The 12,119-nt window shown below is 58.6% G+C and carries 12 protein-coding genes and 2 pseudogenes; 4 read left to right on the top strand and 10 right to left on the bottom strand.

Annotated elements, in window-relative coordinates:
* Positions 1–15 precede the first annotated feature (15 nt).
* The 4 genes from PQR67_RS36745 to tmpA form a co-directional block, all read right to left on the bottom strand.
* Entirely contained in the window at positions 16–807 is a 792-nt protein-coding gene (locus PQR67_RS36745) for an ABC transporter permease (protein WP_408467693.1), read from the bottom strand.
* The gene (locus PQR67_RS36740; RefSeq protein WP_408467692.1) at positions 804–1,733 is read right to left on the bottom strand and encodes an ABC transporter permease; all 930 of its coding nucleotides are present in this window, start codon (positions 1,731–1,733) and stop codon (positions 804–806) included. Before PQR67_RS36740 ends, PQR67_RS36745 begins: the two co-directional genes overlap by 4 nt.
* Before the next feature lie 636 nt (positions 1,734–2,369).
* Positions 2,370–3,023 carry a (R)-1-hydroxy-2-trimethylaminoethylphosphonate oxygenase gene (gene tmpB / locus PQR67_RS36735; RefSeq protein ID WP_459251986.1) on the bottom strand — a complete coding sequence of 218 codons (654 nt, stop codon included), beginning with the start codon at positions 3,021–3,023 and terminating at the stop codon, positions 2,370–2,372.
* On the bottom strand, positions 2,959–4,098 hold the full coding sequence (tmpA, locus tag PQR67_RS36730; RefSeq protein WP_408467690.1) for a 2-trimethylaminoethylphosphonate dioxygenase: 1,140 nt from the start codon (positions 4,096–4,098) through the stop codon (positions 2,959–2,961). Before tmpA ends, tmpB begins: the two co-directional genes overlap by 65 nt.
* Positions 4,099–4,349: 251 nt before the next feature.
* On the opposite strand from tmpA, the pseudogene PQR67_RS36725 reads away from it, so the two are divergent.
* Positions 4,350–4,508 (top strand): annotated as a pseudogene (locus PQR67_RS36725) (transposase); the annotation flags it as partial.
* A 294-nt stretch (positions 4,509–4,802) separates the two neighbouring features.
* Here the strand turns inward: PQR67_RS36725 and PQR67_RS36720 are convergent.
* The 3 genes from PQR67_RS36720 to PQR67_RS36710 all read right to left on the bottom strand — a co-directional run bounded on the left by PQR67_RS36720 (position 4,803) and on the right by PQR67_RS36710 (position 8,592).
* The gene (locus PQR67_RS36720) at positions 4,803–5,594 is read right to left on the bottom strand and encodes an SDR family NAD(P)-dependent oxidoreductase (protein WP_408467689.1); all 792 of its coding nucleotides are present in this window, start codon (positions 5,592–5,594) and stop codon (positions 4,803–4,805) included.
* Between the two features lie 121 nt (positions 5,595–5,715).
* The gene (locus tag PQR67_RS36715; protein WP_408467688.1) at positions 5,716–6,486 is read right to left on the bottom strand and encodes a response regulator; all 771 of its coding nucleotides are present in this window, start codon (positions 6,484–6,486) and stop codon (positions 5,716–5,718) included.
* Positions 6,487–6,543: 57 nt separating this feature from the next.
* A complete protein-coding gene (locus PQR67_RS36710; RefSeq protein WP_408467687.1) occupies positions 6,544–8,592 on the bottom strand; it encodes a sensor histidine kinase in 2,049 nt (682 codons plus the stop codon).
* Here PQR67_RS36710 and PQR67_RS36705 point away from each other — a divergent pair.
* From PQR67_RS36705 to PQR67_RS36695, 3 genes and pseudogenes are all read left to right on the top strand, one after another.
* Positions 8,579–8,866, top strand: a pseudogene (locus tag PQR67_RS36705) (glutathione S-transferase family protein); the annotation flags it as partial. The gene PQR67_RS36710 and the pseudogene PQR67_RS36705 overlap by 14 nt on opposite strands.
* Before the next feature lie 160 nt (positions 8,867–9,026).
* Positions 9,027–9,710, top strand: a complete 684-nt coding sequence (locus PQR67_RS36700; protein ID WP_408467686.1) for a glutathione S-transferase family protein — start codon at positions 9,027–9,029, stop codon at positions 9,708–9,710.
* A gap of 303 nt (positions 9,711–10,013) precedes the next feature.
* Complete coding sequence (locus tag PQR67_RS36695; protein WP_408467685.1) at positions 10,014–10,223, top strand: hypothetical protein; 210 nt, start codon at positions 10,014–10,016, stop codon at positions 10,221–10,223.
* 75 nt (positions 10,224–10,298) lie between these two features.
* On the opposite strand, the gene PQR67_RS36690 is transcribed toward PQR67_RS36695, so the two are convergent.
* The 3 genes from PQR67_RS36690 to PQR67_RS36680 form a co-directional block, all read right to left on the bottom strand.
* Positions 10,299–10,568, bottom strand: coding sequence for a hypothetical protein (locus tag PQR67_RS36690; protein ID WP_408467684.1), 270 nt, complete (start codon positions 10,566–10,568; stop codon positions 10,299–10,301).
* A gap of 54 nt (positions 10,569–10,622) precedes the next feature.
* The gene (locus tag PQR67_RS36685; protein WP_408467683.1) at positions 10,623–11,135 is read right to left on the bottom strand and encodes a hypothetical protein; all 513 of its coding nucleotides are present in this window, start codon (positions 11,133–11,135) and stop codon (positions 10,623–10,625) included.
* A 214-nt stretch (positions 11,136–11,349) separates the two neighbouring features.
* Complete coding sequence (locus PQR67_RS36680) at positions 11,350–12,114, bottom strand: FecR family protein (protein WP_408467682.1); 765 nt, start codon at positions 12,112–12,114, stop codon at positions 11,350–11,352.
* Between the last annotated feature and the right edge of the window lie 5 nt (positions 12,115–12,119).

The following is a 12,119-nucleotide window of genomic DNA, read 5'->3' as shown; positions in this document are numbered from 1 at the left end:
CGTCGTCCCAGTTCGTCAGGTCTTCTTTCCGGCCAGCCCGCGCGCCGAACCGAACACCTGGATCAGCCCCATCGAGGCCCACGTAACGACGAACGCGATCACCGCGAGCGCCGACGGTTCATATGCGCGGTTCGCACCGATCAGTTGCAGGTACGGTCCAAACGCGGGCCGATCCAGCAGGCTCGCCAGCGTGAATTCGCCGATCACCACGGCAAAAGTGAGAAACGCGCCCGAGAGAATGCCCGAGCGTATGTTCGGAAAGATCACCTTGACGAGTATCGTCGTCCAGCTCGCTCCCAGACATTCCGCGGCTTCGGTCAGCGCGCGGATGTCCACGGCACGTAGTCCCGCATCAACGGCGCGGTACATGTACGGCAGCGACAGTGTCACGTAGCCGAGCACCAGCAATAGATCCGTCGCGCGTTCGTTGCCGGTGAGCGGCAGGATCGAACTGCTGTTGTAGATGCGCAGATAGCCGAACACGATCACGATGGCCGGAATCACTAGCGGCAGCAACGTGATGAACTCGACCAGCGGGCGCAGCTTGGGCAGGCGTAGCTGCACCCAGTACGCAGTCGGCACGACCAGCAGAATCCCGACGATGATCGTCAGCGCCGCCATCAGCATCGAGTAGCCGAACGACGCCTGAAAGCGCGGATCGGCGAGTACTACGCGGTACGCGTCGAAGCTGTAGGTGCCACGGCGCATACGCAGGCTGAATTCAAAAGTGGCGATCAACGGAATCAGAAAGTACAGCGAACCGACGATCATCGCGGTCCATGCGCCTGCGCGCGACTGGCGTTTCATCGACGGCCCCTTTCCGCGCGCGAACGCAGCCAGATGTAGCCGCCGTTCGACAGGCCGGTCACGAGGATCATCCCAAGTGCGAGTGCGTAGCCGAGGTTCTGGTTGTGCAGCACGTCGCCGCGGATTTGCGCGTACAGCAGGATTGTCACAATGTTCAACGAGCTGCCGGTCAGCGCATAGGCGGTCGCGACCGCACCGAACGAGTTCGCGAACAGCAGCAACGTCGCGCCGAGCACGCTCGGCCACAGCACCGGCAGCGCGACGTAGCGCCAGTATTGCGAGGGGGTGCCGCCCAGACAGTCGCACGCTTCGCGCCACTCGCGCTTCAGGCCATCGAGCGCCGGCGTGACGATCAGCACCATTAGCGGAATCTGAAAGTACAGGTAGGTCAGCGTGAGGCCCCAGAAGCTCAGCACGCTGAAGCCAGTCGAGGACAGGTTGAAGTCGAGATACTTCTTCAACAGCATCGTCACGAGCCCGACGCGGCCGAGCGTGCAGATGAACGCGAACGCAAGCGGCACACCGGCGAAGTTCGAGGCGACGCCGGAGAAGGTCATCAGCGTCGGACGGATCCATGCTGGCAGCTTGCCCTGCACCGCCGCCCATGCGAGCAGCGAACCGATGAACGCGCCACCGATCGCCGATGCGGCGCTCACCTTGACGCTGATCCAGTACGCGTCGAGTACGACGGGCTGGAACAACTCGCGGAAGTTCTCGAGCGTGAAATGACCCTCGGGGTCCTGGAATGCACCGACGATCAGAAACCCGGTCGGCAAGATCAGGAACAGCACCGCGAAAATAAAAAACGGCATTACGCCGATCCAGCTCCAGAACGGCGACGCGCGTCGTGGGCCGTTTACTTGCGGCGCAAGCGGAGGAGCTACGATCTCCACGGGCATCGATCCAATATTTGGGGAGTTACTCATGCTTATCCTCACATCCAGCAGATATCTTCATTCGCGCCGGGTTACACGGAATACCGGATGAAATAGATTGATGTCATCTGACCTCGCCTTTTTTCGATTAAATACGGCGAACACGCTCCACCGAAATTCTTGAAAAATCCCGCCATTTCACCTGACAAATGATTCGAATTCATAATCCGATTCCATCCGCAGAAAAATGCGTCGGACGAGTATCGTCGCGTCAGTCCACTGACATTCAGCACGATATGCCCGCGTGACCGCGGAGAGCCAACGCCCGACACCTCGGGCGATACGGTCTCGATTCATTGGAATGGCTCCAATAGAGCACAAAAAAAATCCCACCGCCAATGAATGTCAATAAACAAATCGATATTTGCACTGGATGTACAGGATATTATTCATGCCTTATGTCAGTCCAATGACATTGGCAAAATCTCTTATTATTTATAATTGAATAAAATTGCATAAAGCACAAATACCCCATTGATATGGAGTTACCCAAAATCAATGAGGTTAATTCCTCTATCATTAATCCGATTCTTTAAAACAACAATACAACAGAATCAGGGAAACGATGTCGAAGGATGGGAGCGTGATTTCACATTGTCATGGGGCTCCCGGTCGAACTGGCCGTATTCACTTCATGCAATGCCCGTCCACGATCCGTTGCACCAATGGCGCGTAGTGCGCAAAGTCGGGGGTGCGCGCACCGGGGACCTTCCCGGCATCGTCCATCAGACGAACCGTGATCACGTCCTCGAGATTCGGGGTCTCGCTGAAGCGCGCAACCTGCTCATCCGTCATCGCACCGCCCTGGAGTCGTAGCGAATGCACGGATGCCGGAGACAACTTCGCGAAATAATCGGGATCGACGGCACAGAGATAGCGTTTCGCCGCGACATGCAGGCGAACGCAGTCGGTCACGACGCGAGGAAAAAATTGCCCGACCACTACCGCACCTGCCGCATCGTGATACTTGTCCTTCGTATCGCCCATCGAGAAGGTGCCGAATTCGCTGGTGAAATGACCGATGTCGTGCAGGAGCGCCGCCACGATAACCGTATCACTCTCGCCGTTCTGTTCGGCAAGATGTGCCGCCTGAAGCATATGCTGCGCCATCGTCACGCCTTCGCCGAGGTACTCCTCGCCGCCACGTCGCATAAAAATATCGCCGATAAAAGCAACGATGTTGTCAGCACTCAGTGTCTGCCTATCGAAGTGGTCATCACGCGTGCTCCCGTTGTTGCTCGATGACCGCCAGTTTCGACAGCAACCCGTCCTTGTCGGCATAGCATCCCTGCAGCCAGCGGGAACCCTCTCCCGAATAGCCCCGGCGTGCATGCAGAACGCGCGTGTTATCAACGATGAAGGTCTCGCCGGGCTGGAGCTTGAAAGCCACCTGCATGTCGGGCGTATCGATCAGCTCGCCCATGCGGCGATAGGCGCGGTAGTAATCGTCCATGTCGTCATAAGGCACATCGACGATCGCGCTAGCCGACCGGTTGTTGAACCGGACGCCGACGAGTTCGCCGTCGGGCATCAACTCGATCATCGGACGACGCGAGCGGAGATGAACACCGGCACTGCCGGTGTATTCGAAGCGTGCGCAGTATCGCGTCAGCAGATCGAAATCTCGTGGGTTTTCCTGCTGCAAACGCTCAGCGACGCGAAATCCGTCTACCACCATGTTCTCGCCGCCGGTTGCCGAGTTCTCGAGGCAGTAGAGCACCTGCAGGGTCGGCACGGGATCGCGATAGGGGTTGTCGGTATGCGCCTGCAGGCCAAGCCCCGTGAACGCCAGATTGTTCGGGTTGACCTCAGTGCGCACCTCGAAGATCTTGCCGTAGTTGGTTTCGCGGACGTAGCCGAACAGGTCGACGACTTCGAGGAGCGCACCGGGTTTCACCGGGCCGCCCGCCAGCTTCGCAAAACCGTAACGCCGGATGTGATGGAGCCAATCGCCGAGTGCGTCCTCGCTTCGACTAACCGCCGTGAAATCCGCACACGGAACGTTCTGGGCGAGGCCCGCATCCCACGTTTCGACTTCCGTTGCGGTCCAGCCTGGTACTCGGGGGCGCAGCCCATCGTATGCATGTCCGGCGAGCCACTGGATATCGTAAGCGATCTCCTGATTGCCCGGCTGGAATGTCACCCAAAGGGCCTGCCCGTCGATCGACGCGGAGGCAACCCGCGTATCCGGCGAAATATCGCCAAGCGTAATCAGCCGCTGACCGTTGCCCTGCGCCCGGGTCGATGCATCGCATGCGTTGTCCCGCAGCCATATCGCGTGAAAACGCCGCTCCATGCCGTTGCGAAACCTGACGGCTATTGCTTTCCCGTCGTCCAGAATGCTCGTCGTTTCCACGTTTTTGTCCGTCGTCCAAGTCGTCACAGGCGGTATTTCATACCCGTTCCGTGCCAGTGACAAACAATCGATCTTGGGGGTGAGACTTCGAAATGCTTATGGGTCCCGTTGATGGAGCAGTTGCAGTTCGGATTTGCAGGTGGATAGTTTTGCGCTGGCGCGCCGCTTGTCGGTAAGCGCACGGGGAACCCGTCTTGAGTTGCATTGAAGGTCTTGGGAGCATCGTGTCCACTTAACGAATAGGCGGACACGTGAACACTATTGAGGAAGCACCACTGGGACGACGTCGTCGTCGCCGCTACAGGGACGAGTTCAGGGGCCAGGTCGTTGCGGCGTGCCAGGGACCGGGAGTGTCGCCTGCGGCCATCGCGCTGCACCACACGCTCAATGCCAATCTGCTCAGACGCTGGGTCGAACAGTCCGAAGAGAATGTGACTGCGCTGACAGCGGGCAGTGCCGTGGCTCTGCAGTCGGCAGTGACGCCGGCATTCGTACCGGCGTCACTCGAGACGAAGGACGCACGCCCGGCCGAGATTCGCGTCGAAGTGCGCCGCGCAAACCAGTCGATCACGGTTTCGAGCACGTGGGCCTGGCTATGCCCGATCGTCACGTTGGCTCACAAAGGAGCACTTCAGCCGAGCCGGTCGCGTCGGAACAGTGAACGAGGAAACATCTGGAGAAGCCGGCCCAATGCCGGCGTGGGTCTAGAAGGCGCTCTTTATAACGCCCCCGTCGGCCCGCAACGCAGCTCCCGTCGTGGCCGACGAAAGCGGACTGGCGATATAGGCCACGAGCGACGCGATTTCCTGCGGCGTCCCAAATCGCTTGATAAGCGATGTGGGACGGACCGTCTCGAAGAACTCCTTTTCGAACGCTTCAAACGATTTGCCGTCGGCCTTTGCAAGGGTCTCCACGAATTCACCCACGCCCCGCGATTTCGTTGGCCCCGGCAGCACGCTATTGACTGTAATGCCCGTGCCGGCAACGGCTTCGGCGAGCCCGCGCGAAACCGCCAGCTGCGCGGTTTTCGTCATCCCGTAGTGGATCATTTCAGTTGGGATCTGCACCGCGCTTTCACTCGAAATGAAAATGATGCGCCCCCAGTTGGCCTGCCTCATCGCAGGCAAAAACAGGCGAGCGAGGCGTACCCCACTCAACACATTGACGTCGAAGAACCGCTGCCAGTCCGCGTCGGGGATCTCTTCAAACGGCTTGGGCTCGAAAATGCCCAGGTTGTTGACCAGAATTTCCACGTCCGGATAGCGTCGCGCGAGCTCCTCTGCGGAAGCGGCCGTACTGAGATCGCCCGCAAATCCCTGCACGTCGCTGCCCGTCTCCGCTTTCAACCGCGCGACCACGTCATCCACAGATGACTGGGAGCGGCCATTTACGATCACACGAGCGCCCTCCTGCGCCAACGTGCTGGCGATAGCGAGACCGATGCCGGCTGTGCTGCCGCTCACCAGTGCGAGTTTGCCTGTCAGATTAAGGTCCATGAGTGATTTCCTTTCAATGGATGAAGTAAAAATGGCGACATCGGGTCTTGAACGTCGGATGCCGCCAGGAGGTTACTTATACTCATCGTCGCGGTGATCCTGCAGATAGTCTAATCGCGTGTCATTTTTGCAAAAGATAATGTCGGCCGCTCGGCGCCAGACGGATAAACGAACCGCGCTCCGTCATCGCACCGGAAGGAAAAAGGGCGACCGGACCGCCCCGTCGCAGCGTCTCAACCTGAATGAGGCCGCGCCGGGTGGCAACGGCGATCGCTTCCGTGCGACTGACGACGTTCAACTTCATGAATACACTGCGCAGATGTGACTTTACGGTGGTTTCGCTGATGTACAGGCTGCCACCAATTTCCTTGTTGCTTTTGCCACGCGCGAGCAATGTCAGGACGTCAAGCTCCCGACTCGTGAGTGCTTCATTGCTCATGCCCGCTGCCAGCTTCGCTACCAACGCAGGCGGGATGCATGTCTCACCCGCATGCACCTTGCGAATACAATCAAATAGTGCTTCCCGCGGCGCATCCTTTAGCAGGTAGCCTTTTGCTCCTGCCTTGATTGCACTGGCGATCTCGCTATCGCTGTCAAACGTCGTCAGAATGATGACGCGAGCTAACGCGTCCTGACTGCGGATTTCGTTGATTGCTGAGACACCGTCCAATACCGGCATCCTCAAATCGAGGAGCGTAACGTCGGGGCGATGCTCCAGCCAAAGGTCGACCGCTTCGCGCCCGGTGGCTGCTTCTGCGACGATCGTGGTGTCGGCCTGACGGCCGATCATTGCTGCCAGCCCTTCTCGCACTGCCACGTGATCGTCGGCAATCAACACCCGTATCTTTTCGAGTGGGCTGTCGCCCTGTCCTGCTTGAGATGTCACACTCATCGCTCATATCCGGCTAAAGGAACGAAAACCAAACTGGCATGAACCCACAGTTGCCACCTATCGGTACATGTCGTGCCCTGCCTGGTTCAGAAATTCAGAGCCTGAATCGTCGTGAAAAGGCAGTGAGATCAATATCGCAGTACCCATCCCGGGAGCGCTCTCAATAACAAGTCGTCCCCCCATGAATTCGACTCGCTCGGCAATGCCTAGCAAACCAAATCCATCGCGTTTCGCCGTGGGATCAAAACCACGCCCGGTGTCGCGCAACTCCAGGCGAACGCTCTCTGGCTCAAAGGCAATTTTGACCTTGAAGTGATTGGCTTGAGCGTGACGAAGCACATTCGTCAACACCTCCTGGCCGATGCGAAGAAGATTCTCATCCCAATCCGGCGGAAGCACCCTTGATTGTCCCTCTAGGGTGAACTCACACTGCACGGCCGTGCCCGCTGTCATCTTCTTGAAAAGCCCATCCAGCGCTTCGCACAGATCTTTCTCATCCAACGCCTGGGGCCGGAGCGCCTGCATGGAACGCCGTGCTTCCTTTAAACTTTCGCGCGCGAGGTCACCAGCCCGCTTGAGATGCTGGTCTGCCTCCATGGCCAAACTCCGCCCTCGTGCGTCTTCCGCCGCTTGCAATTGCACGATCACGCCGGTGAATCCCTGGGCGAGCGTATCGTGAATGTCACGCGCCATTCTGTTGCGTTCAGCGATCACGGCTGATTGGCGGCTGCGGGCAGATAGACGTGCCAATTGCATCGTCAGCATCGCCTGATTGGCCAATGCCTGTGCCAGTTCTATTTCTTCTGTGCGAAAGACGCGCCGGTGTGTGAAGCGGATGCTAATCACGGCTTCGGCACGCCCGCCAATCGCCATCGGCACCGCGAGAACGCTCACGATTCCCTGCGTGATCGAACGATCGCGCCATGGGGAAAATCGTAAATCACGGAGCTCCGCGACGGTGTGTTTGCCGGTGCGAAAAACTTCGGCTAAGGGCCCGTCATTGCCGGCTGCCATGGACATGCCGACCCCCGCAAGAGCAGCAGCCGATTTCGTCACGAGTTTGCCGTTTTCGAAAGCGAACTCAAACTCAACTCCGCCTCCTGGCTCCCCCCTTCGCCACACGCTGCTGCTATGCGCGCCCAGTTGTTCGGTGATGGTGCGCACGACGTGCTCGGCCAGCCGGTCGGAAGCGGACTCCATCGACAAGGCATCCAGCGTATGCGTGAGCGCCTCAACCTGGCCGCGAGCGAGCTGCTCCGACGCGCTAAGGGCTTCTTCGGCACGCTTGCGTTCCGTGATGTTCATCACGATGCCGAGCATCCGTGTCGCTACGCCCTCCTTCGTTTGATAAACCCTCCCACATGCGGCGAGCCAATGGATACTGCCATCTGGCCACACGACGCGGAATTCCGATGCCCAATCCAGCAATCCTTGCGCAGCCAGACGAAGCGTTGTTTCGACACGCTCGCGATCCGCGGCATGCACGTGGCGGACAAATACCTCGATCCCCCATTCCGTGTCGGGGAAAGGGGTGTTGTAGCCGAAGCATTGGTCGTGACGCAGCGAGCGGCGCGACGTGTCGTGAATCAGATCCAGGTCCCAGTCTCCGACCTGCCCCGATTCCAGGGTGAACTCCAATGCGGTCTTTGTCTGCTCCATCAGCACACGGTCCGTGATGTCCACCATCATGGTCCGGGTGTAATTCCGGTTTGGGGCGGGTTTGGACCACCACAGGACCCAGATTGGCCTGCCGTCGTCTTTGCGAACCAACTCAAGCACGACGCCTCCCATTTCGTTCCCTTGTCCGACGGACTCGAATGCCTCGTGCAGGCGGCGCTGATTCTCCGGGCCGGGCGCCACGAAGGAATCCCCGAAGGTCCCGGTGATGTCCTCAGGCCCGATGCCAAGCACGTTCATTGCCGCGCGGTTGGCACGGATGAAACGTGAGTCCAACCCTTCGTGCACGTAAGGAATGGGCGCTTCGTCAAACAGATCGCGGAGCTCTTCACGCAGACGATCGTTTTCCTCGAGCAGTTTGCCAAAGGCGTCACGAAGACCGGGTAGCGGGTCTTCCCCGGAGATTACTTCAAGAATCCGCTTGTTCACGACGCTGATTCGCTTCGACGCGGTCTACGTCGGCCACTTCAAATGCAATCTGCGCCGGATCGCCGACTACCCGAATCTCTCAGCCTACACACGCGAGATTTATCAGATTCCTGGTGTGGCGGACACGGTCAATTTCGAGCACATCAAAAGGCACTACTACGAGAGCCATCGCGGGATCAATCCGTCCGGCATCGTGCCGCTCGGCCCTGTGCTCGATTTCCTGGCGCCGCACGACCGCGCGTGGCTCGCGGAGTCCGCGCCACGGCGCTCGTAAGCTCGAAGGTAGCGCCTGCTTGCCGGCCCCGCGCGGCGCTAGCCCGCTACCTGCCCTAACCCATCAGATGGCGCGATCCGAAGCACGCGCCAAACCAACGACAGGCCACGCTTCATCGGCGTCGCTGTGATCCGCTTCGTCTTATCCTCAAGGAAATACCATGATTCAGTTTTACTTCCATCCGTCGCCGAATCCGCTGAAAGTAGCGCTTATGCTCGAAGAACTGCAAACGCCGTTCGAACTCGTGGCCGTCGATACGTTCAAGGGCGAGCAACACAAGCCCGAGTTTCTGAAGATCAACCCGAACGGCAAGGTGCCGGCCATCGTGGACGACGGCATCGTCGTATTCGATTCCCACGCAATCCTGCTGCACCTGGGCACGAAGCATGGCAAGTTCGTGCCGCCCACGCCGTCGCAACATGCGGAAATGCTGTCATGGCTGATGTTCGTCGCAACCGGCTTATCGCCGCTTTCGGGCCAGGCGGTGCACTTCCAGCACCACGCGCCGGAACCCCTGCCGTATGCACGCAACCGCTACCTGAAGGAAGTCGAGCGTCACTACCGCATTTTCGACGCACGTCTCGCTGCGTCGAAGTATCTGGCCGGCGATACCTATTCGATCGCCGATATGGCGCTGTGGGGTTGGGCCAATTTCGCCGGCTACATCCTCGGCGAGAAGGGTCTCACCGACTATCCGCACGTCAAGCGTCTGGTCGAAGAAATCTCTGCACGTCCAGCCGCCGCGCGGGCCCAGGCGTTGAAGGAAAAGCTCACGCTGAAAGCGGAGTTCGACGAGGAAACCCGTCGAGCGCTGTTCCCGCAAAACGCGTCGCTGGCAGTCTAGGCGCGACTCGCAGCGCGACCCGAGCTGGTCACCTGCGGCTGGCCCCAGCGCTGAATCCTGAATCAACGACGCGCAACCGTATGGCTCGTGCGCTGCCAGGAGCAACCGTCATGTACAGAGCTCATCTCACTCCCCCGCCCGCGCGCGGTCTGCGGCTGCATAACGTGGCGCTGGCCGTCGGCGACCTGAACGCGATGATTCTTCATCAACAACGACTACTTCTGGCCATGCAACCTTTAGTGTGTTGGCCGCATTCATCGGTTGAATCCGCCGGCTGATTTTTTTGCCAATTTTGACAGCAAGATGAAAAAATTGACCCAAAAATGCAAACGGATTGTCGTCCTGAATAGCACCAAGACCGCAGGTGCGTGGACGGCCGGAACCGACGAAGAATACTTCAAGGCCATCACCGAGTCAGGCATGACAACCGGTTTAGACGCCATAGGCCAAATCACGAAAGGCGCGAGCGTCATCACTGTCCGTCGTTGCGACCGTTGCTGGATACTGCATTAGTCTTCTGATTTCTTTCTCTGCTGTCGACGTAACACCGGCATGCGTCCATGTCTATGACGCCGTCAACTGCTTGCCCTATCCGTTATACCGGACACCGCCCAACAGGCGGGCGACGCCGTTATACGCCAGGCTCGCGAGCATCGCCCATACAGCGCTGGCGAGAGCAAAGCCAATCGGTAGCAGCACCCACGCGGCCCACCACGGGCTGCGGCCGTCTATCGGACCATCAAAGTGCTGGAAAAAACGCATCAACGCCACCAGTGGGTATGCGAGAAAAAACGAAACAAGAGCCCCGTGAGTAAATGCACTGGAGGGCGAAATTGAAGTGATGCGTTTCTCGACCATCGTTTTCCTTGTCATGCGGCAAGGCCATTTTTTCCGATTGTTCGGATTCCTTTATTAACTCGCACTCCGGGCGGGTTCGACTGCAACCGTGGATTTAAAGGGAACATCAAAGGAAAATTCGTAGCCCGTCGCCGCCTTCAACGACGCAGTGATACCCGTTCCAGGCGCACCCTTCCGAAAAATTGCGACGCGCCATATAGACCCCGTGGATCGGCAACGGACCTCATGAATGTCCTGTTCAACCGTGGCGTTGTCATGCATCACGCCCGGGAGAATACGGCGAGTGTACGATGCGCAACCCGTGAGCTCGACATCCATGCGCTTCCCATTGGAGTAGTCGTACACAAGCGAGCCGATTGTTCCGTTGGCGCTGAAAGAGGTGGTCAGGCGGGAAAATCCCGCTCTGCTATCGCTCATTTCCACCACATTGAACGCGCCGGTCATCTCGGGCGCAAAGTTCTGGCCCGATAGCGTCGGAGAGGAAGGGTCGATCGCGCAGCCCGCCACGAACGTAGAGAGGGCAAGCATTGCCCCAACCCGGAGAAAATTCTTTTTTGCCTTCTGCATGTCCTAACTTCTCTTTACTGTGTAGTTGAATGATTCAATCAGTTTGATCCAGCGAACTCTGCTCGTTTCCGCCCCACGATTTCTATCTGGCTGATTAAGCGAATCGCATGAATCTGCTTTGAATGTGGAATCTGCATCCAACGATAGTTAACGGCATCCACACATCAATCTTTATCAAAGATCTGGTATCGGCCACGCACGCACTTTGCGGCATTTACCGCACCACGCAGTCCACGTTAGTACCCGTCGCATTTGTGGCCGTCGCCGGCACATTTTTACTGATCGACAGCGGCATCGTTACCGGCACACCCTTGGTCGGTGGAATGACTACCGGTGGGGTGTTCAGGTTGGCGACATAGCCGAACTGGCCGGTCTGATAGACCTGTTGGCCGGCCGGATTGGAGAGCACGATGGCGCCCTGCGACACGTCGACATACAGACCGTTCTGCGGCACGTTTCCATTCGGCGTCGGTACGCTGCCGCAATCGCTTTGGCAGAACACCGCGCCGAAGTTGGTGCCACGTACACCGATGGTGCCCTTCGGCGTCTCGAAGCTCACGGCATCATGGTTGCGCTTGCCGATGAGCCCCGTTACGGAGCGCAGGCCGCCGCTGACCAGCTGGATGGCGACACGGTCTTTCTCCGGGTGATCCACGTCGTACACGTAGCTTTTGACGACAACCTGCGAAGACGGGCGCAAGACCATCTCGCCGTCGTCGACAAATTTCACCCGGGTATACGTGTTCGCTTCGGTGACCAACGTGTCGCCCTGCCATATCGACGACCTGACCGCCAGCATCGCAGCGCTGCCATCGGCGTGTTTCACCGTCAGCACGCCGGACAAGTGCGTCACCGTGCCCACCGCCTGCGCGTGGGCGATGCTGCCGCAGCCAAGCGTGACCAGTAGAAACAGGAATTGCCGCGTGAGCCGGAACATCGTGCGGGCATGCCACCGGGCTGTGTTGATGACTCGTTTCATGGTCG

Origin of the sequence: Paraburkholderia fungorum (genome assembly GCF_046026025.1) — a bacterium.
In the GTDB taxonomy this organism is placed as follows: Bacteria; Pseudomonadota; Gammaproteobacteria; order Burkholderiales; family Burkholderiaceae; genus Paraburkholderia; species Paraburkholderia fungorum_E.
Note: the sequence above shows the minus strand (reverse complement) of the source record. Positions and strands in the feature narration are given on the sequence as shown.